Source organism: Bacillus sp. FSL M7-1020 (assembly GCF_038050415.1).
In the GTDB taxonomy this organism is placed as follows: domain Bacteria; phylum Bacillota; class Bacilli; order Bacillales; family Bacillaceae_G; genus Bacillus_A; species Bacillus_A toyonensis.
In genome coordinates this window covers 4,938,433-4,963,771 of the sequence record NZ_JBBOTW010000001.1, presented here as the reverse complement: position 1 = coordinate 4,963,771, position 25,339 = coordinate 4,938,433, and the positions used below count along the sequence as shown (strand labels likewise).

Annotated in this window: 20 protein-coding genes and 1 pseudogene; 11 read left to right on the top strand and 10 right to left on the bottom strand. The window is 33.1% G+C overall.

Annotation, left to right across the window (positions count from 1 at the left end):
* Positions 1-225: 225 nt before the first annotated feature.
* Both MHB70_RS25535 and msrB read left to right on the top strand, forming a co-directional pair.
* The gene (locus MHB70_RS25535; protein WP_001166022.1) at positions 226-1,269 is read left to right on the top strand and encodes an AI-2E family transporter; all 1,044 of its coding nucleotides are present in this window, start codon (positions 226-228) and stop codon (positions 1,267-1,269) included.
* A 91-nt stretch (positions 1,270-1,360) separates the two neighbouring features.
* Complete coding sequence (gene msrB, locus MHB70_RS25530; RefSeq protein WP_000290143.1) at positions 1,361-2,326, top strand: peptide-methionine (R)-S-oxide reductase MsrB; 966 nt, start codon at positions 1,361-1,363, stop codon at positions 2,324-2,326.
* A gap of 28 nt (positions 2,327-2,354) precedes the next feature.
* On the opposite strand, the gene MHB70_RS25525 is transcribed toward msrB, so the two are convergent.
* Positions 2,355-5,471: an efflux RND transporter permease subunit gene (locus MHB70_RS25525; protein WP_001033536.1), complete on the bottom strand. Its 3,117-nt coding sequence runs from the start codon at positions 5,469-5,471 to the stop codon at positions 2,355-2,357.
* Positions 5,472-5,623: 152 nt separating this feature from the next.
* Between MHB70_RS25525 and MHB70_RS25520 the strand changes: the two genes are divergently transcribed.
* Positions 5,624-6,496 (top strand): TetR/AcrR family transcriptional regulator, encoded by an 873-nt coding sequence (locus tag MHB70_RS25520; protein ID WP_000659604.1) that lies wholly within the window; start codon positions 5,624-5,626, stop codon positions 6,494-6,496.
* A gap of 30 nt (positions 6,497-6,526) precedes the next feature.
* Here the strand turns inward: MHB70_RS25520 and MHB70_RS25515 are convergent, their stop codons facing one another.
* The gene (locus tag MHB70_RS25515) at positions 6,527-7,498 is read right to left on the bottom strand and encodes a glycosyltransferase family 2 protein (RefSeq protein ID WP_000413116.1); all 972 of its coding nucleotides are present in this window, start codon (positions 7,496-7,498) and stop codon (positions 6,527-6,529) included.
* A 36-nt stretch (positions 7,499-7,534) separates the two neighbouring features.
* Positions 7,535-7,918 (bottom strand): GtrA family protein, encoded by a 384-nt coding sequence (locus tag MHB70_RS25510; protein ID WP_000413274.1) that lies wholly within the window; start codon positions 7,916-7,918, stop codon positions 7,535-7,537.
* A gap of 379 nt (positions 7,919-8,297) precedes the next feature.
* On the opposite strand from MHB70_RS25510, the gene MHB70_RS25505 reads away from it, so the two are divergent.
* Positions 8,298-9,737, top strand: a complete 1,440-nt coding sequence (locus MHB70_RS25505) for a glycosyltransferase family 39 protein (protein WP_000439393.1) — start codon at positions 8,298-8,300, stop codon at positions 9,735-9,737.
* Between the two features lie 194 nt (positions 9,738-9,931).
* Here MHB70_RS25505 and MHB70_RS25500 read toward each other — a convergent pair whose 3' ends face one another.
* A complete protein-coding gene (locus MHB70_RS25500) occupies positions 9,932-11,485 on the bottom strand; it encodes an ABC-F family ATP-binding cassette domain-containing protein (RefSeq protein ID WP_000055387.1) in 1,554 nt (517 codons plus the stop codon).
* A 169-nt stretch (positions 11,486-11,654) separates the two neighbouring features.
* Between MHB70_RS25500 and MHB70_RS25495 the strand changes: the two genes are divergently transcribed.
* Positions 11,655-12,227 carry a TetR/AcrR family transcriptional regulator gene (locus MHB70_RS25495; protein WP_000075002.1) on the top strand — a complete coding sequence of 191 codons (573 nt, stop codon included), beginning with the start codon at positions 11,655-11,657 and terminating at the stop codon, positions 12,225-12,227.
* Between the two features lie 56 nt (positions 12,228-12,283).
* On the top strand, positions 12,284-13,219 hold the full coding sequence (locus MHB70_RS25490) for an SDR family NAD(P)-dependent oxidoreductase (RefSeq protein WP_080451789.1): 936 nt from the start codon (positions 12,284-12,286) through the stop codon (positions 13,217-13,219).
* Between the two features lie 47 nt (positions 13,220-13,266).
* Here MHB70_RS25490 and MHB70_RS25485 read toward each other — a convergent pair whose 3' ends face one another.
* The 3 genes from MHB70_RS25485 to MHB70_RS25475 all read right to left on the bottom strand — a co-directional run bounded on the left by MHB70_RS25485 (position 13,267) and on the right by MHB70_RS25475 (position 16,534).
* Positions 13,267-14,088, bottom strand: coding sequence for a glycosyltransferase family 2 protein (locus MHB70_RS25485; RefSeq protein WP_000672689.1), 822 nt, complete (start codon positions 14,086-14,088; stop codon positions 13,267-13,269).
* Between the two features lie 27 nt (positions 14,089-14,115).
* Positions 14,116-15,570 carry an oligosaccharide flippase family protein gene (locus MHB70_RS25480; RefSeq protein WP_002040054.1) on the bottom strand — a complete coding sequence of 485 codons (1,455 nt, stop codon included), beginning with the start codon at positions 15,568-15,570 and terminating at the stop codon, positions 14,116-14,118.
* Between the two features lie 451 nt (positions 15,571-16,021).
* The gene (locus tag MHB70_RS25475; RefSeq protein WP_000412115.1) at positions 16,022-16,534 is read right to left on the bottom strand and encodes an acyl-CoA thioesterase; all 513 of its coding nucleotides are present in this window, start codon (positions 16,532-16,534) and stop codon (positions 16,022-16,024) included.
* A 321-nt stretch (positions 16,535-16,855) separates the two neighbouring features.
* Here MHB70_RS25475 and MHB70_RS25470 point away from each other — a divergent pair, with 321 nt between their 5' ends.
* Positions 16,856-18,169 (top strand): ArnT family glycosyltransferase, encoded by a 1,314-nt coding sequence (locus MHB70_RS25470; protein ID WP_061529422.1) that lies wholly within the window; start codon positions 16,856-16,858, stop codon positions 18,167-18,169.
* Between the two features lie 69 nt (positions 18,170-18,238).
* On the opposite strand, the gene MHB70_RS31190 is transcribed toward MHB70_RS25470, so the two are convergent.
* The 3 genes and pseudogenes from MHB70_RS31190 to MHB70_RS25460 form a co-directional block, all read right to left on the bottom strand.
* The gene (locus MHB70_RS31190) at positions 18,239-19,045 is read right to left on the bottom strand and encodes a methyl-accepting chemotaxis protein (protein ID WP_370512683.1); all 807 of its coding nucleotides are present in this window, start codon (positions 19,043-19,045) and stop codon (positions 18,239-18,241) included.
* A pseudogene (locus MHB70_RS31185) lies at positions 19,043-19,420 on the bottom strand (protoglobin family protein); the annotation flags it as partial. The pseudogene MHB70_RS31185 and the gene MHB70_RS31190, both read right to left, overlap by 3 nt.
* A 249-nt stretch (positions 19,421-19,669) precedes the next feature.
* Positions 19,670-20,302: a trimeric intracellular cation channel family protein gene (locus MHB70_RS25460; protein WP_000924369.1), complete on the bottom strand. Its 633-nt coding sequence runs from the start codon at positions 20,300-20,302 to the stop codon at positions 19,670-19,672.
* A 271-nt stretch (positions 20,303-20,573) separates the two neighbouring features.
* Between MHB70_RS25460 and MHB70_RS25455 the strand changes: the two genes are divergently transcribed.
* The 4 genes from MHB70_RS25455 (at position 20,574) to MHB70_RS25440 (ending at position 25,277) form a co-directional block, all read left to right on the top strand.
* Positions 20,574-21,992: an O-antigen ligase family protein gene (locus tag MHB70_RS25455; RefSeq protein ID WP_000943143.1), complete on the top strand. Its 1,419-nt coding sequence runs from the start codon at positions 20,574-20,576 to the stop codon at positions 21,990-21,992.
* A gap of 77 nt (positions 21,993-22,069) precedes the next feature.
* Positions 22,070-23,170 carry a glycosyltransferase family 4 protein gene (locus MHB70_RS25450; RefSeq protein ID WP_000865929.1) on the top strand — a complete coding sequence of 367 codons (1,101 nt, stop codon included), beginning with the start codon at positions 22,070-22,072 and terminating at the stop codon, positions 23,168-23,170.
* Positions 23,171-23,185: 15 nt separating this feature from the next.
* A complete protein-coding gene (locus MHB70_RS25445; RefSeq protein ID WP_000290755.1) occupies positions 23,186-23,926 on the top strand; it encodes a WecB/TagA/CpsF family glycosyltransferase in 741 nt (246 codons plus the stop codon).
* Positions 23,927-24,077: 151 nt separating this feature from the next.
* The gene (locus tag MHB70_RS25440) at positions 24,078-25,277 is read left to right on the top strand and encodes an MFS transporter (protein WP_000521084.1); all 1,200 of its coding nucleotides are present in this window, start codon (positions 24,078-24,080) and stop codon (positions 25,275-25,277) included.
* Positions 25,278-25,339 lie beyond the last annotated feature (62 nt).

The following is a 25,339-nucleotide window of genomic DNA, read 5'->3' as shown; positions in this document are numbered from 1 at the left end:
TATTGTTAGCAAAATGCAAGTTTCCTTAAATCTTCATTAATACTGTGTAGAATACGTTTTGAATTAGGTCATTGTATTGTAAAATAAGAAGTAAGCTACTGTATGGTTTTAGGAATTATATGATAGCTCATCTTCATATGAATGAATAAATTATAGGTAGAAAATAGAGAGAAATCTACTTATTAACGTTTTACTTTATAGGACAGGAGAGAGTACTCGTCGATTATGCAAATAAAAAACCTGTTTCAAAGCAAAGGATTTCAGAGGTTACTCGTATTAGTAATACTTGCTCTCGTGTTATATGGGTTGCAAAGTATGTTGAATTTAATATTAATTACGTTTATTCTTACGTATTTAATGGATCGATTCCAAAAGTTTATTTCTCGCAAATTAGATAATTTTATGCCCATTAATCGAAAACTCATTATAGCATTTCTATACGTAATGTTAATTGGTGGAATTGCTATTACACTATTTAAATATTTACCAGTATTAACGATACAAATTTCACAATTGATTTATCAATTTAACGTATTTTTAAGAAATCCACCGGATAGTGAATTGATTAAGTATGCGGTTAATGCTGTCAATCATATGGAACTTTCGAAATATGTAGGACAAGGCGTAGACATTTTGTATAAATCTATTACGAATGTTGGGAAGTTCGGTCTTCAAGTTTTACTTTCTTTAATTTTAAGTTTATTTTTCTTGTTGGAAAAGGCCCGTATCGTTGCTTTTACTGCAAAGTTTAAAGAAAGCAGGCTTGCAATTTTCTATCATGAAATTGAGTACTTCGGAAAGAAATTTGCACGTTCATTTGGAAAAGTAATTGAAGCACAATTTTTAATTGCGGTTGTTAACTGTGTTTTATCTGTTATTGCATTATGGATATTAGGATTTCCACAATTATTAGGTTTAGCGTTAATGATCTTCTTACTTGGTTTAATTCCAGTAGCTGGGGTTATTATTTCGTTATTCCCGCTTTGTATGATTGCTTACAATATCGGCGGTATTATGTACGTTGTTTATATTTTAATTATCGTAACAGTTATTCATGCACTTGAAAGTTACGTATTGAATCCGAAGTTTATGTCCCAAAAAACAAATTTACCGATTTTCTATACGTTTATGGTATTAATATTCTCAGAGCACTTTTTAGGTGTGTGGGGACTTATTATCGGTATTCCGATCTTCATTTTCTTATTAGATGTTTTAGATGTAACGAGTGATGAAATGGAGAGGGATATTGAAAAAAATAGAGTGAAGTAAAGAAAAAGCATCGATATTCGATGCTTTTTCTTTTATAACATTATGTTTCTTATGCCATACTGTAAGAAGAATATAGAATAGGGGTGAAATAATGGCTGTAAATGAAAAGATAGAATTGGCTACATTTGCTGGCGGGTGCTTCTGGTGCATGGTTTCGCCATTTGAAGAGATGGAAGGTATTATAAAGGTTGTTTCTGGCTATACAGGTGGTCATAAAGAAGATCCAACCTATAAAGAAGTTTGTTCAGAAACGACGGGACATTATGAAGCGGTACAAATTACATTTGATGCAAATAAAATGCCGTATGAAGAGTTGCTTCAAATATATTGGAGACAAATTGATCCAACTGACGTCGGCGGACAATTCCATGACCGTGGACAGTCTTATGAAACAGTGATTTTTTATCATAATGAAGAACAACAGAAAAAGGCAGAGGCTTCAAAAGAAGAACTTGCGAAGAGTGAGCGCTTTTCAAAGCCAATTGCGACAAAAATATTGCCAGCTGCTACATTTTATCCAGCTGAAGAATATCATCAAGGATATCATAAGAAAAATACATTCCGCTATGAGTTATATCGTAAAGGATCGGGACGAGATGCTTTTATTAAGCAACATTGGCCAAAGGATAATGCTCATTTAAAAGAAAAACTCAATGAGATGCAGTTTTATGTAACACAGGAAAACGGTACAGAACCACCATTTCGAAATGAGTATTGGAACCATCAAGAAGAAGGTCTTTATGTAGATATCGTTTCAGGCGAGCCATTGTTTACTTCTATAGATAAATTTGATAGTGGATGTGGCTGGCCGAGCTTTACGAAACCGGTGATGTCAGCTAGTGTGAAAGAAAAAATGGATGTTAGTCATAATATGACGCGCACGGAAGTGAGAAGTAAGGAAGGAGATTCACATCTTGGGCATGTATTTCCAGACGGCCCAGGACCAAATGGCCTTCGTTATTGTATAAATTCAGCAGCTCTTCGATTTATCCCAAAACGGGAGTTAGAGAAAGAAGGATATGGGGATTGCCTAATCTTGTTTGGAGATAAAAAATAACCTCGCTAATTGCGAGGTTATTTTTTTATTATTTTACTTTTTTCTTTTTAAACTTGCTTAATACTTCATAAACGATTGGAACGATAAGAAGTGTTAATAACGTTGAACTTGTTAATCCACCAATTACTGTTACACCAAGTCCTTTAGAAATTAAGCCGCTGCCTTCGAATCCTAATGCAAGCGGGATAAGAGCCCCGATTGTTGCAATTGCAGTCATTAAAATTGGACGAAGGCGTGTAGCACCAGCTTCTAGTAATGCTTCACGTGTGGATAAACCTTCATTTTCTTTATGAATAACACGGTCAATAAGCACGATTGCGTTTGTTACAACGATACCAATTAACATAAGCGCACCAATCATTGCAGATACACTTAACGTTTCACCAGAGATTAGTAAGGCAACGAGTGCACCAATGATTGTGAATGGTAGCGAGAATAAGATCGCAAATGGTGCAAGGGCACCACCAAATGTAACGACAAGAACGAAGTATACAATGGCAATCGCAGCTAACATCGCTAAGCCAAGTTGTTTGAATGATTCTTGAATATCCTTTGTAACGCCTCCCATAGAAACGTCTACACCAGAAGGAAGATCCATTTTATCTACTTCTTTTTGAACTGCAGCAGATGCTTTTGAAACGTCATCCGATGTTAATTTCGCACTAACTTCTGCATAAACGCGACCATCACGATGTTTTACTGTGTTAGAAGTTTCACCTTCTTTTACAGTCATCACATCTTTAACAGCAATTTCATTGCCAAGTGGTGTTGTAATTTTTCGATTTGTTAAATCATCGATTGTATCATAATTTTGTTTTTCAGCTTCTACATATACATTTACATCTTTACCGTCTTTTTTAATTGTTGTTAAAACAGGGCGATCATGTTGATTAGAAAGGCCCATTCCAATTTGAGCGGCCGTTAGACCCATTTTACTTAGCTTTTCTTGATCTGCTACTAAAGTGTACTCTGCATATGTTTTTGCAATACTAGAGTCTATGTCTTTTAAATCTTTGTTTTTCTTCATGATATTTTGAAGATCTTTTACGACAGGCTTAATGTCTTCCGAGCTATCTCCGTAAACGTATAGTTTAATTTCATTACTACCGCCACTTGCTCCGAAATCTTGGTTTTTCCATTCGCCTTTTCCAGACATCTTTTGTAAATCTTTCACGACTTGTTCTTTTTCTTTTTCAAAGTTTTTCGTATCGTTATCATATTGAACGAAGAACATTGCTTGATTTGATTGACCAGGACTCATTGGGTTTTCGCCACCTAATGAGAATTGAATTGTTTTGACGTCTTTATTATTTTGGAAGTGCTTCTCAGCTTTCGTTGCAATTTTTTCAACGTCTTCTAATGTTTGACCTGGCTCTGGATTGTATGTTGTAATAATCATTTTTTCTTCTTCAGAAGGTAAGAAGCTTACACCGATAATCGGCACAAGTGCGAGACTACCAACTAATAGAAGGACAGCGATACTTGATGTAATGATTTTATGATTTAAAGCCCATGCAAGTATGCGTTTATAACCGTTTGCTAATTTACTTGGTTTCTCTTCATGATGTACTTCTTTTTCTCTCATGCTCTCTTTTTTAAATAAAGAATGAGCTAGCATTGGTACGATTGTAACTGCTACTAGTAACGATGCTAATAAAGCGAAGACGATAGTTAAGGCGAATGGTAAGAACATTTCACCAATCATACCTTTTACAAGTCCAAGAGGTAAGAATACAGCAATGGTTACAATAGTAGAAGACATAATTGGGACAAACATTTCCTTCGTAGCTTCACGAATTAAATCTTTTCCGCGTAGTTTCTCTTCTGATAACGACATTCGTCGATAAATATTTTCAATAACAACAATTGAGTCATCGACAACGCGTCCGATAGCGACTGTCATTGCTCCAAGCGTCATAATGTTAAGCGTAATATCCATTTGCTTTATAACTAAAACAGCAATTAATAAAGAAAGTGGTATAGAAACGACAGAGATTAATGTTGTTCGGATATTTCGTAGGAACAACATAATAATAACAATCGCAAAGATAGCCCCGAAAATTGCTTTGCTAAGCATTGTTTCAACTGATTTCTCAATCGGTGCACCTTGGTCGAAGGTTGAGATGATTTCTAAGTCTTTATATTTTTTCTCAAGGTCTTTTACTTTATCTTTCACAGCATTTACAACATCAACCGTATTCGCATCAGCAGCCTTCACAATTTGAATTCCAATGGCTTCTTTTCCATTCGTTCGAGAAATAGATTCTGCTTTCCCAACTTCTTTAATGTCAGCAATTTCGTCTAATGTAACTGTTGGAATTCCATTCATAGCGGCTGGATTCATTTGCGGCGTTTGTGCACCGGCTCCAGCATTTTGATTACCTTGAGCGCTAGGTGCTGAAGGTACAGCTGGGATTTTTAGCTCTTTTAATGCTTTAATTGTTGTAATATTTCCATCTACAATAACTGATTTTTCCGTGTCTTTAAATGTATATAAGCCAAGTGGTAAAGATACATCCGATCCTTTAATCACATTTTTTACATTATCTTCACTTAAACCTAATTCTTTCATCTTATCTTTCTTGAAAACAAGTTGTACTTCATCTACTTGTTGACCTGAAATTTGAACAGATGCAACACCATCAAGTCCTTTTAATCCTGGAACAACATTTTTTTCTACATTTTCTGTTAACGTAGCTAAAGATTCATTTTTACTTGCTACACTTAACGAAATAACAGGAAAAGCATTAAAGTTTACTCGTGAAACTTTCGGATCTTTTACGCCTTCAGGAAGTTTTACATTCGTGAGAGCTTCTTTAATTTCTGTTTCGGCCTTTTCCATATTTTTATCAAAATCATACTCTACTTGAATAGAAGATGCGTTTTGAAAAGATGATGAACTAACAACGTTTACACCGCTTAAATTTTGCAATTGCTCTTCCATCGGTTTTGAAACTTTGTCAGCTACTTCTTCTGGTGTAGCACCAGGATAAACCGTAGTTACTGTTACAACAGGTGTTGTAATATCAGGAATTGTTTCCAGTTTCATATTAAGCCCAGAATATATCCCTGCAATGGTAACAATAATGGTTAGTAGCCAAACTGCGAACTTATTTTTTAATGAGAAATTGATGATTTTGTTCATGTTTGCGCTCCCTTTATATTGTATTGACCAACTGGTCAGTCTAATACATAATATAACTGACTGGTTGGTCAGTAGTCAATGAAAAGAGATGGTATAATAAAATCAAATTCGAGTTTATAATATGATGCGAGATTAAACGTAGGAGAGAAGATATGAAAGAAAAAGAGCGCTTAATTATAGAGATGGCTATGAAGTTATTTGCGACTAAGGGTGTAAATGCGACATCAGTGCAGGAAATTGTGACAGCTTGTGGTATATCTAAGGGAGCTTTTTATTTATACTTTAAATCGAAAGATGAGCTTTTATTAGCAACACTTCGATATTATTATGACAAGATTCAAAATAAAATGATGGATATTGAAAAAGAATCACTATTACCCCGTGAAAAATTTGAAAAACAATTGTGCTGTCAGTTTAATGATATACAAAAGCATAAGGAATTTATTATTATGCATGCGAGGGAAAATGCTATTCCATTTAATAAAGAAGTAGAAGAATTTATGATGAGGATGAAATTGGAATCTCATGCATTTTATCGAAATAGTTTGTTGTCTATTTATGGTGACAAGGTTATGCCGTATTTATTAGATTTAGTAATTATGGTAGAAGGGATCTGCCGTGGATATTTAGAATTAATTATTTTACAAGCGCCAGAAATTGATTTGTCCTATGTATCGGCTTTTATTTTAAAAAGGGTGGATCATTTAGTAGATGGACTTATAGAATCTTCGGAAGAACCTGTTTTACATGAAGAAAGACTTGGAGAGTTTCTTTGTAAATCAGAGCTTATTAAAGAACAAGTTAAGGAGCATTTTTTAAAAGAAATAATTGTTTTTAAGCGTACATTAGCTGATCAATTAGAAGATGATGAATTACTTATTACGCTAGATGTTTTAGAGGCAGAAATGAGATTGCCAAATCCAAGGGTCCCAGTCATTCAAGGGATGTTGTCTAATTTAGATGTATACCCAAATTTAAAAGAGTTCCGTTTGAGACTTATGGGGTATTACAATATAAAAAGGTAACAATGATAGTTTTCATTGTTACCTTTTTTATTATGCATTCACTTTTTCTTTTTTCTGTGCAGCCTCTTCTTGTTCAATATTGATCGTTTCTTTCACGATATAAATCGGACGGTTTTTACTTTCGTCATAAATACGAGCAATATACTGACCGACGATTCCAAGACCAAGTAACTGAATACCGCTAAAGAATGTAATAGCAACCATAATGGATGCCCAACCTGTTTGAGTACCATCGCCGATGATTTTCACAGTAATTGTATAAAGCAAGACAATTATAGAAATGAGAACTGATAATAAGCCTAAAGACATAACAATTCGTAACGGTTTTGTCGAAAAGGCAATGATACCGTCTGATGCAAATTTAATCATTTTCTTTAATGGATATTTTGTTTCGCCAGCAAAACGCTCGTCACGTTCATATTCAACATACGTTTGGCGGAAGCCAACCCAAGACATCATACCGCGAATAAAGCGATTTCGTTCTGTCATTTGATTGAACACATCAGCAACTTTGCGATCGATGATTCGGAAATCACCTGTATCTTTTGGGATATCGATATCAGACATATAGTTTAAGAATTTATAGAAATATTTAGCAGTTAAAAGTTTAAACCAAGTTTCACCTTTACGTTGTTTACGTTTTGCATAAACAACTTCATATCCTTCTTCCCATTTGGCAATAAGCTCAGGAATAACTTCTGGTGGATCTTGTAAATCTGCATCTATAATTACAATAGCGTCACCTTTTGCAGCAGCAATACCCGCTGTAACAGCTACTTGATGTCCGAAGTTACGTGCAAAATTAACAATTTTTGTACGGTAATCATTTGCTGCAATCTCAGATAAAATGTCCATTGTACGATCCGTACTGCCATCGTTTACAAAGACAAATTCATAATTAATATTATTTTGAAGCATAACGGACTTTAAACGATTATAACATTCCTGTGCTACTTCTTCCTCGAAGTACATAGGAACTACAACCGAAATTAATTTTTCCATGTTGTATCCTCCGTAGTTTTAATAAGTTGCTTAAGTTTAATTGGTAGCCTGTTCAGTTTGGTTGAATGTCCAAATTTTATTAAGGATAAAATTTATAACCATTCCAACACCAATTGCGAAGATTTGTGCAATAAATGCATTAAAGGTAAGTTTATCTACTAATATAAACAAACATAATGTATTAAAAGCCAATACAATTAAATTTACAGTTAGAAACTTAAAGAACATTGACGTGCTTTTATTATTAGGTTTAAACACCCAATTTTTATTCCAATAATAGCTATTGGCAACACCAATTAAATAGGCAATGGTATTCGCAACAAGATAGTTCATCCCGAGCTTTACCAATATCCCAAAACTAATAATTGTAATGAGTGTATTAAAGATTCCTACTAAACCAAACTTTAAGAGTTTTTCCATCATAGTATCCTCATTTTTATAGAATATATAAATAAAATAGGTGAACAGCGTTATTGTTTATATTTCACAATTACCAATTATAACATAGTTTGTATTAAGGTGTTATATGTTTTAAATGGATGTTATTTTGAAATTATAGAATAGTTTTTCTAATAATTAAGGAATTGTTATTTATAATTTGAATACTGCGTAATATAAAATCAAATATGGAAATTATGATTATATTAAGGTATAGTAGCAGGTAGTGTAATTCAAATATATTTTTTGAATGTGCGTCATTAATCAAAGAGTATAGAATGGATAGGAATAGACACTATAAAATTATATTTTGGGAAAATATAATTTTTTTTTTTATAAATAGTTTAAGGAGTGAGTTTTGGTGGAAAGGTTTTCAACAGGGTTATCAACTTTTTCTACGCGTGCTGTATATGGCATTTATAGTTTTTTCGTTGCTATATTAATTTTCGATTATTTCTCAAATACTGGAAAATATAATTATGTAATGATACTAGTCGGATTTTTATTTTTATGTACGATCGGAAACTTTATACTTAGAAAGGGATCGCTATATCTTGAAAGAGTAAACGAGAAAATATGTCTTTCGGCATTGTTAATTCTTTGTGTAATAGTTAAATCGGCATGGATTCTTACCTACAAGATTCATCCAATTGGTGATTATGCAACCTTTTTCTATACTGCAGAGGCGTTAGGACAAGATTTTGTTATTAGCAGTAGATATGTAGCGTTATTTCCACATATTTTTGGTTATGCTTCATTCTTAAGTATTTTTCTAAAAATATTCGGGTCAAGCTATATGATTCCACCTATTATTAATGTTGTTTTAACTACAATATCAATGGGATTAATATATTTTATAGCTAGAAAAATTGGTGGAGTGAGAACAGCTATAACAGCGAGTGTTTTATGGATTCTCTTGCCATCGCAAACAATTTATAATATGTTTGCAATTTCAGAACCGTTTTATTGTACAATATTGTTATTAACTTGGGCAATTATGTTAGTTATTCATGAGAAATTCCAAAATATAACTATTAAAAAGATTGTTGTGTACTCAATTCTATTAGCTGTATTACTTGCTTTAATGAATATGGTAAGGCCAATTGCAGCAGTACCAATTATAGCTTTAGCAATATGGATGTTTATTATAGATACAAAACATATCGGTAATAAAAAGATGCTTATTAACAAGATAACATATGTAGGTGTTATCGTTATTACATACTTAATGCTCTCTTCGGCAATAAATCATTATATAACATTACGTTTAGGTGAAGATATAGCATCAGTACCAGGGTACAATATTCATGTAGGATTTAATAAGGCGGCTTCAGGATCATGGAACCAAGCCGATTCAGACCTACTATTTTATTACAGTGATAAACCAGGATGGAGCGCAGACGATGCTCAAAAACAAATGCTCGAAGAAGCTAAAAAGAGGATAAAAAACGATAATATAGATTTCGGGAAACTATTTTATGATAAATTTATTATCTTTTTGGGTAACGATAGTCAAGCTGTCTCATATGCAGGGCCAGGACTAGATCATGAAGTACGATATAATATAATAACGAATGTTTTTTATTACTTTTTACTAGCTACTTCATTGTTCGGAGCATTATTAGCTATAAAAAACAAAAATAAATCTTCACTTTTCATTATTTGTTTATATACAATTGGGCTAACAATGGCACAAATGATAGTAGAAGTGGCACCGAGATATCATTATTCAGCTACAATACCTATGATACTTCTAGCTGCTTTTGGTATTAATTATATATACAACAAAAAAGAGATATAGATATAGTAAAAGGATAAATAAAAAAAGCAATTGTTTCAAAAGGGAGCATATGAAACCTTTTGGAAGCAATTGCTTTTTTATTTTTAAAATTTGAAGGATAAGAATTTACATGTGTTTGGAAGGACAGCTTATCGAGAAAAATAAATATCCCCTTGTATAAATGATATACTATGTAAGGGGATATTTATTAAGAATTAAGCTTTTTGCTGAGCCCATTCTTCTATATTCCAAACTTTTGTTACCCAATCTTCATAAAAGTCCGGTTCATGGCATACAAGTAGAATTGTTCCTTTATATGCTTTCATCGCCTTTTTTAGTTCCTCTTTTGCTGTAACATCAAGGTGGTTCGTCGGCTCGTCAAATAGTAACCAGTTGCTGTCTTCTCCCATTAGCTTACATAAACGAACCTTTGCTTGTTCACCACCGCTTAATTGGTTCAGTGGACGAGAAATATGTTCATTTTTCAAACCGCATTTTGCTAGCATTGCACGTACTTGGTGTTGGTCCATGCTAGGGAATGTATTCCAAACATCATCAATTGGTGTTATATTATCAGCTTTTACTTCTTGTTCGAAGTATGATGGATTTAAGAAGTCACCAAGACTTGTTTTTCCGCTTAATGGTTTGATCTTACCTAAAATTGTCTTTAATAGTGTTGACTTACCGACCCCATTACATCCAACGATTGCAATTTTTTCACCACGTTCGATTGTCATCGTTAATTTTGGTAATAACGGATGTGTATATCCAATCTCTACATTTTCTCCTTCAAAGACGAATCGGCTACTTGCGCGACTCTCTTTAAATGAGAATTCAGGTTTAATTGCTGTTTCAGGACGATCAATACGTTCCATACGATCGAGTTGTTTTTGACGACTCTTTGCACGACCTGTCGTTGAGTAGCGAGCCTTATTTTTCGCAATAAAATCTTCTTGTTTTTTAATAAATTCTTTTTGTTTTTCGTAAGCATTAATATGTTGGTTTTTATTAATTTCAGCAAGTTCTAGGAATTTTTCATATGTCGCTGTATAACGCGTCATTTTTGTAAACTCTAGATGGAAAATAATATCGACACATTTATTCATAAATTCCGTATCATGGGAAATTAATAGGAATGCATGTGGATATTCTTTTAAATAATTTGTTAACCAATGAATATGTTCAACGTCTAGATAGTTGGTAGGTTCATCTAATAGTAATACTTCTGGTTGTTCAAGTAGTAATTTTGCAAGTAACACTTTTGTACGTTGCCCACCACTTAATGCGGCAACATCACGATCTAAACCAATTGCGTCAATTCCAAGACCACGCGCTGCTTCCTCAATTTTCATATCTAATAAATAGAAACCCCCTGCTTCAAGAGCATCTTGTATTTCTGCCATTTGCTCAAGAAGCTCTTCTAATTCTTCAGGTGTAGCAGTTCCCATTTTTTCTGTAACTTCATTTAAAGCTTTTTCTTGTTCAAATAAAGGTAAAAACGCATCTGCTAATATGTCACGAATTGTGCGGCCAGGTGTTAAAATTGTATGTTGGTCTAAGTAACCATAATTTGTACCAGGTGTCCATTCAACTCGGCCTTCATCATGGATAAGTTGACCAGTAATTATATTCATAAATGTTGATTTACCAACACCGTTTGCTCCAACTAATCCAACGTGTTCTCCTGCGAGTAAGCGCATGGATACATCTTTAAATAATGTACGATCACCAAATGTATGGCCTAATTTTTCAACAGTTAATAAGCTCATAATGTCCTCCGTTCAATTCTAAATAGTGTCTTGAATCATGATACTAAATTCTTCGATATAATGCTATCATTTCAAAAATGTATATTTTTTCAAATAAGGAGTTGCATTATTTTGGAAAAAATATATAATATAATTGAACAGTGGTTAATTAAATCGTGAGGTATAAAAAATGTCGCCAAGAAGAGCAGTCAAACAAGAGTTAACAAGAGAAATGATTATGAACGTAGCAAGAAATTTATTTGTACAACAAGGATATCAGCACACTTCAATGCGTAAAATTGCGACGGAACTAGGGTATAGCCATGGTTCAATTTATTACCATTTTAAAAATAAAGCTGAACTTTTTTATGCGATGGTAGAACAAGACTTTCAATTGTTAAATGAAAAGTTAGATGAAATTAGTAAAAGAAACTTATCTCGAGAAGAGCAGTTAAAAGCAGTTTTATTTGGTTTTATAGAGTTTGGTTTGAAAAATCAAAGTCATTATGAAATGATGTTTTTAATTAAAAACGATGAGTTAAAGGAATGTTTGGCAGACGGCCCAAATGTTAGTTATGAAAAATTTGCAAAGGTTGTTTTTTCTTTATGTAATAAAAAAATAGATACAATGACGATATGGTCTGTCTTTTTATCATTACATGGGTTTGTCGCACATTATTGCGGAAGTGGGCAAACATTTGAAGAATTAAAGGGGCTTGCTCAAGTGCATGTAGAGTTTATTTCAAAATCGCTTCTAATGTAGGTGATTTTCTTTTTGTTATTAATTGAACAGTGGTTAATTAATTGGAGGGGGAACTTATGATGAGAAAAGCGTTAGTACTGGGAGCATCAGGAGCAATGGGTTATGCGATTACAAAGGAGTTATGTAATAGAGGGATTGATGTAGTTGCCTTTGCAAGAAATAAGGAGAAGTTGGAGAATTTATTTCAAGGAGAGGAACATATACAAACAGTAGCAGGAGATGTATTTGTAAAAGAGGATATAATAGATGCTGCGAAAGGTGTAGATGTTATATTCCATGCTGTAAATATCCCATATTCAGATTGGGAAAAGAAGCAAAATAAACTATTAAGAAACATATTGGAAGTAGCAAAAGAGAGTGATAGTAAGTTAGGGATCGTTGATAATATTTATGCATATGGAAGGCAAAATCAAAGGCTGGTTAAAGAAGATGCTGAAAAGAATCCTCATACGAAGAAGGGGAAAATACGATTACAACTTGAAGCGATGGCAAAGCAGAGTAGCGTCAAAATGTTTATTGCTCATTTTCCTGATTTTTACGGTCCAAATGCGGAAAGCACACTTGTTCATCATACTTTACATGGCGTACTTGCAAATAAAGTGTCTAGCTTTGTTGGAGATAAGAGAATTGCACGCGAGTATATTTTTACGCCAGATGGTGCAAAAGCGATGGTTGAATTAGCGTTATGTGAGGAGGCTTATGGACAACAGTGGAACATACCAGGTTGCGGTGTCATTACCGGAGAAGAGATGATGCAATATATACGTGAATTGACGGGATATACAAAACAAGTTATGACCGTAAAAAGAGGAATAATAAAGTTAATGGGTTTATTTGATAAGCAGATGAAAGAATATGTAGAAATGCTCTATTTGACAGAAAAACCGGTTGTATTAAGTGGAGAAAAATATGAAATGCTCATTGGGAAAGTACCTAAAACATCTTATCGCGAAGGATTAGAGGAAACAATCTTATCTATGCAAAAGAAATAAAAGGTGTAACCATTTCATAGAAATGGTTACACCTTTTTCATATGAGTTTATTTTAAATATCCACGAATAATCCCGCGTAAACGATTTGCATGGAATTTACGTTTATCATTAGAAATATTTTGTGTCATACGGAATGTGGCAGCAGCAACAGCACGTAAGAAATAAGGGAATCCATAATGTAAGCGAATCACTCTGCCAAAACCGCCAGCATAAGAAATGGCACGTTTTAATGATTGTTCATTTATAACTTCTTCTTTTACAGGATGGTATACGAACAGATCTTTTCTAAATAAACCAGTGTGGTCTTTTTTCATACCGCGTAGAACAAAGTCGGTTTCTTCACCAGCTCCATAAATCGTTCCAGAGCCAACACCTAAATCCTCGTCGAATGTACCTACATCTTGTACAAATTGTTTTGTAAAGAATAGTGTAAAAGAGGGACCTAAAAATCCATATTTGTTATTAAGAATAATGTCTGTATTAGGTGCAAGTATTAAAGAACCAGTTCCTTCAACATTAGTAGTGTTTGTTGATATAAACTGAACATCGTTATTAGAGTTGAAAGTTTCTAATATACTTTCTAAAACATTTGTTTCATAAATACAATCGTCATCTGGAAAAGCGATGATATCGCCATCCGCTACTTTTAATCCAGTATTTCGAGCTCTAGATAACCCTTTAATAGGTGTATAAATGTAGTTAATAGAAAATTTTTCTTTATATTCATCAAAGAGATCCGAGATTGGAGTATCATTTTGATCTACTACGATGAGTTCAAAGTTTTGGTAAGTTTGTTTTTCAAGTGATTTTAGTAAGTCAAGAATATCATCACGTCTGCCACAAGTAGCCATGATTAAAGAGAATTTCAATTTTAACAGCTCCTTTAAGAATTACGTTTAAGCTTTTTTAAATCGTGCTTGTATTTTTTCTATTAGAGTAAAGAGAATTTCATCCTTTGTTAAGAAAAGGATAAGAGCATATGTTAATCCGCATGCTACCATGACTAGGAGAACTTGTAGTATTTGCCCAGATACGAACATACGAATAACGAATGCTATTGGTACAAATGTTAGTGAATAAAATAGATATTTAAGTTTTTGCATATCAAATAATGTATAATTCACTTTTAATTTCTTTTTAACATAAATATATTCAAGTACAATTAATAAACTGTTAGCAATTGTAGTTGTGAAAATTGCTGTCGCTGGTGTAAGCACATGGAAGAATATTAGTGCAATATTAGATGCTAGGTTAATAAACCCGCAAATGAATAAGAAGCGTACTAAAATACCTTCCTTCTTTTTAACATAAATAATTTGATTCGATAAAATAGATTCAATACCAACTGTAATCATATAGAAAGCGAACACAATTAATGTATTACCAGCCCCAGCAAATTCTGATCCACCATAAATGACAACAGCTCCGTGAGCAATGAGCATTAAACCAATTGCGGCGGGAAATAGGGTAATAAAATACACCTTTGAAATTTTGTTTAACAAAGATTCATACTCACTTTCAGATGCATTTCCTGATAAGTAAGAAAGCCGTGGAATCGTTACTTGTACAACGCTTAACATAAGTGTATTAATAATGGTCATAATTTGAAAAGCCATAACGTAGTAAGCGACCTCTGCTTTTCCGGCGTATTCACCTAACACAAGACGATCTAATTGTGTATATAAAATATTAGCATTTGAAAAAATGACGACTAATAGCAACGGTTTTAAATGCGGGATAATGGTTAAGTTAGAAAAATCAAACTTTACTTGGCGTTTCACATATACAAAGCTAATAGAATGATTTAAAAATGTTGATAGTGCTAATAAACCTGCGAATGTTTTATAATCATCCACTCCATGAACTAGGCAGAAAAGCAGTACAACATAAATTAGTCGAACAATAACTGTTTTTTTAGTGATGAAGTCATAATTTTCATACGCTTCATTGAACCATTCCACATAAAATAGATTGGAAATAAAATTGAAGCCAAAAATAAGAAGAACAGGAAATAAGCTTTCATTTCCATATCCAATATAACTAAAGGTTAAAAAAGCACATAAAGCTAAAAGGCTAGTTGTAACATTAATTACATAGAGACTTGTGAATAATTGAGAAACTTTCTTTTTATCATTTTTAATTAAGCTAACTTCACGTAAGCCATATTGATATACACCAAAAACCGCGAATATGAAAAAGTAATTAAAAATAGTTTCAGCAAAGTTAACGGTTCCCATCGAATTGGCTCCTAGCATGCGGTATGCGTATGGACCAACTAAGATTGGAAGTATAATGTTAAACGTATTGAGTAGTATTTTATAAAAAATATTTGAAACAATAGACTTTTGCATAGTTTCACCTTTCCATTAAAGTAATACAATTTAATTAAAATGCGTTTTATATTAAAGTTTTTAAGTAGGGATAATTACTTCAACTAAAATGAAATTGTTTTTAGTTGGTAAAGAATAATGATCGTTCTTTATTGTATTTTGATATAGTAAAAAACAAGGCGTTTTCTACACAACTTGCAAATTTTTAAATTAGTTTGCTGACCGCCCGTATAAGTGTACCTTACATAAACTTTGTAAAGCAACTATTCCTCGATTAGAAGCGAGTTATAAATAGAACTTTATACACTAGAAAAAGTTAATATTGAAATAGCCTAGCCAAGATATGTATAAAAATATTACATAGTATTTGTGAAAAGACGTAGAGATTGTATGAGAGACTTGAACTGTTTATAAAGAAATGAGCGAATACAAGTTAGTTATCCGCTCAGAAGGTATTTTCGATATTGAAATTTTATACACTCCAAGGCTTATTTAAAGTTAATACCTCAGCCATTTCTTTGCTTTTTAAACGTCCTTTTTTTCGGGTCTCAGCACGTTCGGAACCAGTTTTATGCAACCAATGTTCTTCCTCAGTTTCTGGTAATACTTGAGGTACAGAAGAAGGTTTGCCATCTTGTAATGCTACGAATGTAATAAAGCAAGTAGCGGCGATACGGCGTTCTCCCTCTAATAAATTTTCTGCAATTATTTTTACGAAGACTTCCATAGATGATTTACCAGTATAGCAAACAAATGCCTCATAACAAACAGAGTCAGCTTGATGAATAGGTGTTAAAAAATCAACAGAATCAATGGATGCTGTCACACAATGCTTGCGACTATGCCTTGCTGCTGCAATAGAAGCAATACTATCAATTTCAGCCAATAATTTGCCACCAAATAATGTTTGATGGTTGTTTAAATCATTTGGAAAAACACGTGTTGTTTTAATTGCTTTTGATTCTCTCATAAATTTCTTTTCCATATATTCAGCCCCTAGTGTACATTTTCAATCAGAGTGACATGTTCTTTATGACATAAAAGGAAGGTTAGTTCCTATTTGATTTTACCGGGTATTTAAACAAGTAAAATGTATGAGTAGAGGAGTAATAATACTTTTGAAAGTATATTCATGTAACTGAAAGAAAATTTATTTTGTCTAAAGTGTAGTGTAAAAGAGGATTCGCTTACATTGCAAGTGAAAAAGTAATGACTATATATTTGTCATAGAAATTCCCTATCAGCCGTGTACCTATTCATGATAGAATCGTTTTGTTATGAATGGAGATAGAGGTGCAATGGACATATGAATCATATACAAACAAATTTTTCGTCTTTTTTCAGTAAAATAATGATTGGTGCGATGCTCGCATTTTTTGTTTATAGTTGTTGGTCAGCGTTTGAAACAAGTAAGCAATTTTTTGGAGGAAGTACAACGAGTGTAACAATCGTATTGGCAATTTTCGTCATCCTCATATTGTTAGTGGCATCAATTTTACAATATCGTTTTACAGATAAACAATTTTTTATTTTTCTTATGAGCGTATCTATAGTTGTGAGAGTTAGTATGGTTTTATTTGTAGATGTTCCGATCATCGGTGATATGAAAGCGATGTATGAGTCTGCAAAGCAGATTGCAATTGGCAATAATATAGAGAATATAACACAGTTACCCTTTATCATTTATGAATCGATAGTTATTCGTATATTTGGTGATACGGCATTTGTTTTACAGTTATTTAATATTTTGTTCTGTACAGGAACTGCGTTTTTAATTTATCGTATTGCCGCTATGGTTTTTGGGGAAGAATGTGGTCGCGTTGCGTCCGTATTTTACGCTTTATATATTCCAAATATATTTATGAGTTCCTTATTAGCGCCTGAATCGCTCGCAATATGCTTATTTTATTTTGCTTGTTACATACTTTTATATAAAGGATTAGATCATCCTTATATGTGGGTGCTTTCAGCGATTTTATTTGCATTTAGCAATATGCTGTTCCCAATGGGGTTATTTCTTCCTATTTTTATTGCGGTATATGTGTTGTTAATTGAATTGTTTCAATCCGCAACGAAACAAAAAATACTATTAAAGATGATAGGGATGCTTATTCTATTTTATAGTGTTCATTTTGGCGTGAGTTACGGAATTAAGACGATGGGAATGTCACAATATACGATTTCGAATGAGACGTATGTTCAATCGGTTTTAATCGGTAAAAATCAAAAAGAGGAAAAAATACCGGGAAATCAAACTGTAATAGAACATATTGATCAAAAGTTAAAAGAGATTGAGAGTGAAAGATTTAAACTGCTAAAACCAGTAATGAATCAGTTTTCAGATGAGGGGATAAATTCTATCCTATTCAAATGTGAAAAGCTGATATATATAGCAATAACATTATTCATGGCTATAGCTTTATTACATTTTCTTATTAAGAAACAAAAGAATGAAGGATACATGTTGTTCTTATTGTTGATTAGCGGATATGTATTGCTAAAAATCTTTCAAGTAGATATGGCATACTATAATATTATTATGCCAGCATTGTTTATTTTACAAAGCTTTGGTGTCTATATGAGTTATGTGTATTGTCAAAAAATATTTTTTAGAAAATAAAAAGAATCCAAAATGGATTCTTTTTTTATTGTTAGATGATGAAAAATCGTTATTAATATAAGCTTCGCCTTATCGGTTTAGTTCTAGTTGTAGACTATCAGCTGTTAGAGCCATTTTTGAAGAATCGTCTTGAATGCCCTTCATTACTTGCGAAATAGCTTCTAATTCATTTTCAATTTTTTTATTCTGTTCTTTCGAATTAGACATATCTTTTACGATTTCATGGAAGTATTGATCTGTCGCGTACATACTATCAGTTCCTTCAGATACGAGAGAACTAATCTGTTTTACAGAAGAAGAAACATGAATAATCTGTTCATTTGTTTTTTCAACGAGTTTTGTAACGTTGGAGATAGATTCTTTCGTTTGCTCTGATAATTTTCGGATTTCTCCAGCTACAACAGAAAAACCTTTGCCAAACTCTCCAGCACGTGCAGATTCAATAGCAGCGTTTAGTGCTAGTAAATTTGTTTGCTCTGCAATTGATTTAACGATATCTATGATTTCGTTAATTTTGTTAGAAATATTGAGAAGTTCATGAGTATCTGTAATGATAGTTTCCATATTTGTTTGAATGTATCCCATTCGTTTGTTTTGCTGATTTAATTGTTCTTTACCTTTATTAGCTTTTTCTTCTGATGTGGTTGCTAATGATGTACCGGTTTTGGCAATCTCTACAATAGTTTCGGATTTAGCAGTTAACTTTTGAATAGAAGAGCTTGTTTTTTCAGATACAGCTGCTAGTTCATTTGCAATATGTGTAATTGTCATAGCCGTTATTTCTTTTTCTTTTTCATGTTCTTTTTGAATTTGTTCATACTCAGATTCATAAGCTGCAAGAACAAGCTCTTGTTCAAGTGTGAATAATTTGTTTATTACATTTATAGAATATGAAAAATCATCGATTATTGTAATCTTTGTTTGTAAAATCTTTATGATGGAACGGAATAATTCTTGATAGGCAGCCGTATACCATTTTCTATGTAAGCCAATTTGAACATGTCTTTTGGCAATTCTGACACGTTGTTCAATAAAATCTTCGTGCATATCTCCACTGAATAATTCTTTAATATGTGTTTTTAAAGTTTGTTTTAGCTTTGGAATAGAGCTGTAACGTTCAATAATAGTAATTAAATTAGGTTGTTTTGTAATATTGGCATAGAATTTTTCTGTAATCCAATCTATTTCCTCATAAATAAAGGGCTGTAGTACTTTTACAATTTGTAAATCTTCCTTTGAAATATGTAGCATATCCATTTGAATCCTTAATTCGGAATTAGCAGGTACGTTAAAGGTTATTTGTTGTTCCTTACTTAATTCAATTATACTGGTGTTTGTTTTATGAGTATGTTTTTTAAAAACCCCAAGCATCGTTCTTCCCCCTGTTTGTGAAGCGTTTTCATTTTTGTTTCTAATATAATTATATATTTTTATATTCAATTACTCTATATATGTGTATAGAATAGTATATAAATTAAGAGAATTCTATGTAGAATTCTCTTAATGACCTTTATTAATTTTAGCATGTGTTTTAAAGAAAACAGGGAAATGTACATTATATATTACAGTGACGACACGAATAATGAATGTTACTAATAAACAAACATAGAAAGCTAATACGTGCGCCCCCATTGCATGTGTGATTAAGAAGCTAATTGCTCCTAATATAGAAGCGATTGCGTAAATTTCTTTTCGGAATACGTAAGGGATATCTTGGGCGCATATATCACGCAAAATACCGCCTCCAATCCCCGTAATGACTCCCATTGAAACAACTAAAAATGAGGCATCAACATGATGTGACATTGCCGCATTTGCACCAATGGCTGTAAAAACACCTAAGCCAACAGCATCAGAAAGCATAATAACGACTTGAAGTTTATTGATACGCTCAAAAAACATACAAGTAAATAGTGCTGATAATACGCTTACGAAAAAGTAAATAGGTTTTACAAATGCGACAGGAGGCAGGTTACCGATCATAATATCACGAATAATACCGCCGCCGAGCGCAGTAGCTACAGCTAAACAAAGGACACCGAATAAATCTAAATCTTTTTTTAAACCAACTAATGTACCAGAAATAGCAGCGGCGATAATGCCAAGAAACGTAAATATGTCGATTAATAACATGGCTGTAATCCCTTCCTCCTAAAGATGTTCCAGAGAAAAAATATACACTAAAGTTATGTAAATAACAATGCATTTTCGTTACATGTAGAAAAAAAGAAAAAATAAGGAAGGAAAGCGTTTGAAAATGCAAATTTACTTTTTTTATGAGGTAAGGTTGGATAGAAATGTGAGACGTTTAATTAAAAAATATATGTTATAATACATATTTGAGATGAGAAAAATAATAATAATTGTATAGAGTGAATTTAGGTATAAGTTATGGAGGTTCTAGATGTTAAGGGAAAATAGTACAAGTAATAAATTTGAAAATTTTCTATTAATCTTTATTTTGTTGCAACCCATTTTAGATTTGCTTACAGCATTTTGTATAATGGTTTTAAAAATTGATACGACTATTGGAGTTATTACACGTTTATTCGTTATGCTTCTAGGTGGAATATATATTTTAATTCAAACAAAGAAGAGAGAGAGTATAAAATATATATCGTATATAATTCTAGTTGGAATTGTTTTCACTATTGGGTTAATAAATAATAAATTTACAAAGAACCCTATGGTGTTTACAGAAGAAGTTAAGTTTATAGCAAAAGCTTTATATCCGTTTGTTATGCTTACTTGTTATGTGTTTGTTTTTAAATCTTTAAAAGAAAAAAGACATTCAAAAATGCTTGAATATATTACGTATGCATCGTTAATCATAGGAATAGTAATGGTAGTTTCGATTGCAACGGGAACAGATTACAATAGTTATACGTGGTTGAAATTAGGGTCTCGTGGTTGGTTTTATGCAGGTAACGAGCTAGGATCTATTTTAGCCATCATGTGCCCAATTGTTATTTTGTATTCAATTGAAAAAACAAAAAGTATAGGTAAAGTATATTATTGGATTCCTTCAGTTTTAGTTGTCTATTCACTATTTGCAATTGGAACGAAAGTTGGTGTAGGAGCCATCTTTGTGGCAATGGCTATTGCAGTTGTTATGTGCTTTATCCAGGCATTTACACAGCGTAAAGATGGAAAGAAAAATGTCTATTTATTAAATGGTTTTATTGCAATGACTGTTTTTGTAGGCATAATGGCATATACACCTTTTTCGCCATTCATGAAAAATATGGGATTCCATTTCCAATTTATTGAACAGCAACAGAGTGCGAAAAATGAAGAGAGAAAGAAAGAGGAAGCGAAAGAGCATAAACCTCCAGTGACAGAGAAAGAAAAGGAACAAGAAAAAGAAAGAGAGAAAGAAAAAGAGAAAGAAAAAGTAGCTGAGAAAAAGGAAGAAACTCAAGCTATTATTTTTAGTGGGCGTCAAATATTCGAGCAAATGTATAAAGATTTTTATAAGGAAGCCCCAATGTCTCAAAAATTATTAGGTATGGGGTATGCTGGTAACTATAAAGCAGATCCGAAATTAATTGAACGTGATTTTCATGATTGGTTCTATTCATTCGGAATTATAGGATTTATTTTACTGGTAGTTCCGTTCGTATACTTTGGTATTAAATTCATCGCATGTGTATTTACTAAGTTTAAACAAATATTTACAGTGAGGTACGCAATGGTAATTGCAGCAATCCTGTTAGGGTTAGGTATCTCATTTATCGCTGGACATATTTTAATGGCACCTGGAGTAAGTTTTTACTTAGTATTACTCATGGCATATTTAATAGTTGACTTGGAAATTGAATGATAGAAAAATAAAAGCTAGCATATGTTAGCTTTTATTTTTGTTATAGTAAATAAAAATAAAAATGGAGGATGTAAGAAATGAAAGTGTTGCATATTAATGCTGGTGCAGAAGAAGGTGGGGGGAAAACACATATTATTTCACTCTTATCTCAGTTTCCACAGAAAGAAGTGGAATTAATGGTATTTGAAGAAGGGGCGATTGCTAGAGAAGCGAGGAACCTTGGTATTCAAGTACATGTTTTTACTCAGTCATCTCGGTACGACCTATCAATTCTTTCAAAAATAAAATCATTTATTAATGAAAATCAATTTGACATTGTGCATACACATGGCGCACGAGCGAATTTCTACCTCTCCCTCTTGAAAAAAGGTATAAAAGCGAAATGGATAATGACCGTTCATAGTGATCCAACCTTAGATTTTATGAAGGGGGGATTAAAAGGATGGGTATTTACGAAATTAAATTTACGTTCTTTCAAGAAGGTAGATTTGTTTTTTGCAATTACGGAAAACTTTAAGGAAAATATAATAAAGCTTGGGGTATCAGAAGAGAAAATTTGTACAATTTATAATGGAATTGAGTATGATAATATTCCAGCAAAGGCTTATGATAAGAGTGAATTTGGTATCGATGAAGGAGTATTTACAGCGATCCAAGTAGCTCGTCTTCATCCTGTTAAAGGACATAGTATTTTATTTGAAGCGTTACAAAAAATTAAAATCCAAAATATAAAGATACTTTTGCTTGGTGATGGACCTATAGAAGCAGAATTAAAAGCGATGGTGAAACAAAAAAACTTAGAGGATAAGGTGGTTTTTCTAGGTTTTCGTACAGATTCAAAAGAATTATATGCATCTGCACACATTAATTTGTTAACTTCTTATAGTGAAAGTTTCCCTCTTGTTTTATTAGAAGCAGCTAATCAACGCTTAACATCTATTGCAACAAATGTGGGGGATATGAGAAAGCTAATAGTTGATGATACATATGGATGGATTGTACCGATTGGTGATGCAGATTCGTTAGCAAAATCATTAGAAAATGCTTATGAAAAGTGGTTGAATGGGGAATTAGAAGAGATGGGAAATCGTTTATATGATTACGCATCTACTCATTTCTCGCTAAAGAATTTGTATGAAGATACTCGTAGTGCATATAAAAAACTTTTATTGAAATAGAGAGGATATTTAATTATGGCAGTACAAACAGTTGATATTCTAGGCGTTCCTTTCTCTACAATGACAATGGATGAAACAGTCCAATATTTAAAGGAACAACTAGAATCGGAGCAAAATGATACCTTTCAGGTAGTAACAGCGAATCCTGAAATTGTTATGTGTGCAAAAAAGGATGAAAAGTTCCATAAAACATTATTAAATACAGATTTAATTACACCTGATGGTATTGGGGTTGTAAAAGCAAGTGGTATGCTTGGTACACCTGTAAAAGAGCGTGTAGCAGGTTTTGATTTAATGTGTAATTTGTTTGCGAAGTTATCAGAAGAGAATAAACCAGTATCCGTTTTCTTATTAGGAGCAAAACCACATGTTGTACAAGCTGCAGCGGATCATTTAAAGAAGACATATTCAGCTGTATCTATTGTTGGTACGCAAGATGGGTATTTTAAGCAAGAAGAAGAAGAGAATATCGTTTCTCGTATTCAAGAAGCAAAACCAGATCTACTACTTGTTGCACTTGGTTTCCCAAGACAAGAGAACTTTATCCAAAACAATAAGCATCGTTTAGAAACGAAAATGGCTGTTGGAGTAGGTGGAAGTTTAGACGTATGGGCGGGAGAGGTAAAACGCGCACCAAAGTGGATTCAAGCGATTCATTTAGAGTGGTTTTACAGGTTATGTAGTAATCCAACACGCTGGCGTCGTCAGTTAGTATTAGCGGAATTTTTAAAAGAAGTAATGCGTTCAAAAAAGTAGCGAAATCTCGCTACTTTTTTTTGTTGATTTTTGATAAATATTTTAAATTTTGGGAATGATGAAGGAGAATTTTTTACACGAAAGTATTTTACTTATGTAATTCACACATGTAAAATGATGTGTAAAGACACCTGTGTGAGGAGGACTTCTTGTGGGCAAGGTAAAAGAAATTTCGAAGCGAAAGCTACTTGGCATAGCGGGGCTTGGATGGCTATTTGATGCAATGGATGTTGGAATGCTTTCATTTGTAATGGTGGCACTCCAAAAAGATTGGGGATTAAGTACGCAAGAAATGGGATGGATAGGTAGTATTAATTCAATTGGTATGGCAGTAGGAGCGCTCCTTTTTGGGATACTATCGGATAAAATAGGCCGAAAATCAGTCTTTATTATTACATTATTACTATTTTCTATCGGTAGTGGTTTAACTGCTTTAACGACGACACTCGCGATGTTCCTCGTTTTAAGATTTTTAATTGGTATGGGGCTTGGCGGTGAGCTTCCGGTTGCCTCTACACTAGTATCAGAGAGTGTTGAAGCACATGAACGAGGTAAAATAGTTGTGCTATTAGAAAGTTTTTGGGCAGGTGGCTGGCTAATTGCGGCTCTTATCTCATATTTCGTTATTCCGAAATATGGTTGGGAAGTTGCGATGGTGTTGAGTGCGGTTCCGGCACTATATGCTTTATATTTAAGATGGAATTTACCAGATTCTCCGAGATTTGAAAAGGTCGAGAAAAGACCGTCTGTTATCGAAAATATAAAGTCAGTTTGGTCTGGAGAATATCGTAAAGCTACAATTATGTTATGGATTTTATGGTTTTGTGTTGTCTTTTCCTATTATGGAATGTTCCTTTGGTTACCTAGTGTAATGGTATTAAAAGGATTTAGTTTAATAAAAAGTTTCCAGTACGTACTTATTATGACATTAGCTCAACTTCCAGGGTATTTCACAGCCGCTTGGTTTATTGAACGTCTTGGGCGAAAGTTTGTTTTAGTTACGTATTTAATCGGTACAGCGTGCAGTGCCTACTTGTTTGGAGTTGCAGATTCATTAACAGTTTTAATCGTGGCAGGCATGTTACTATCCTTCTTTAATTTAGGTGCCTGGGGGGCATTATACGCTTATACACCTGAACAGTATCCGACAGCTATTCGTGGTACAGGTGCAGGAATGGCGGCCGCATTTGGCCGTATTGGTGGTATTATTGGCCCGTTATTAGTAGGCTATTTAGTTGCTGCACAAGCTTCACTTTCGCTAATATTTACGATCTTCTGTGGATCAATTTTAATTGGAGCATTTGCTGTAGTTATACTTGGGCAAGAAACGAAGCAACGAGAATTAGCGTAAAAGGAAAGGGGGGACCGAGGTGGTTTCCTTTTTTCTGTTTTTTTAGATAAATAATGGTATAG

What these genes read in the sequence shown, in the direction of transcription:
- MHB70_RS25515 (WP_000413116.1), bottom strand. Translation starts at nt 7,498, where the DNA reads ATGGAAAAATTAATTTCGGTTGTAGTTCCTATGTACTTCGAGGAAGAA.
- MHB70_RS25450 (WP_000865929.1), top strand. Translation starts at nt 22,070, where the DNA reads ATGAAAGTGTTGCATATTAATGCTGGTGCAGAAGAAGGTGGGGGGAAA.
- MHB70_RS25445 (WP_000290755.1), top strand. Translation starts at nt 23,186, where the DNA reads ATGGCAGTACAAACAGTTGATATTCTAGGCGTTCCTTTCTCTACAATG.
- MHB70_RS25490 (WP_080451789.1), top strand. Translation starts at nt 12,284, where the DNA reads ATGATGAGAAAAGCGTTAGTACTGGGAGCATCAGGAGCAATGGGTTAT.
- MHB70_RS25470 (WP_061529422.1), top strand. Translation starts at nt 16,856, where the DNA reads ATGAATCATATACAAACAAATTTTTCGTCTTTTTTCAGTAAAATAATG.
- MHB70_RS25525 (WP_001033536.1), bottom strand. Translation starts at nt 5,471, where the DNA reads ATGAACAAAATCATCAATTTCTCATTAAAAAATAAGTTCGCAGTTTGG.
- MHB70_RS25535 (WP_001166022.1), top strand. Translation starts at nt 226, where the DNA reads ATGCAAATAAAAAACCTGTTTCAAAGCAAAGGATTTCAGAGGTTACTC.
- MHB70_RS25460 (WP_000924369.1), bottom strand. Translation starts at nt 20,302, where the DNA reads ATGTTATTAATCGACATATTTACGTTTCTTGGCATTATCGCCGCTGCT.
- MHB70_RS25520 (WP_000659604.1), top strand. Translation starts at nt 5,624, where the DNA reads ATGAAAGAAAAAGAGCGCTTAATTATAGAGATGGCTATGAAGTTATTT.
- MHB70_RS25510 (WP_000413274.1), bottom strand. Translation starts at nt 7,918, where the DNA reads ATGGAAAAACTCTTAAAGTTTGGTTTAGTAGGAATCTTTAATACACTC.
- MHB70_RS25495 (WP_000075002.1), top strand. Translation starts at nt 11,655, where the DNA reads ATGTCGCCAAGAAGAGCAGTCAAACAAGAGTTAACAAGAGAAATGATT.
- MHB70_RS25475 (WP_000412115.1), bottom strand. Translation starts at nt 16,534, where the DNA reads ATGGAAAAGAAATTTATGAGAGAATCAAAAGCAATTAAAACAACACGT.
- MHB70_RS25455 (WP_000943143.1), top strand. Translation starts at nt 20,574, where the DNA reads ATGTTAAGGGAAAATAGTACAAGTAATAAATTTGAAAATTTTCTATTA.
- msrB (WP_000290143.1), top strand. Translation starts at nt 1,361, where the DNA reads ATGGCTGTAAATGAAAAGATAGAATTGGCTACATTTGCTGGCGGGTGC.
- MHB70_RS25500 (WP_000055387.1), bottom strand. Translation starts at nt 11,485, where the DNA reads ATGAGCTTATTAACTGTTGAAAAATTAGGCCATACATTTGGTGATCGT.
- MHB70_RS25480 (WP_002040054.1), bottom strand. Translation starts at nt 15,570, where the DNA reads ATGCAAAAGTCTATTGTTTCAAATATTTTTTATAAAATACTACTCAAT.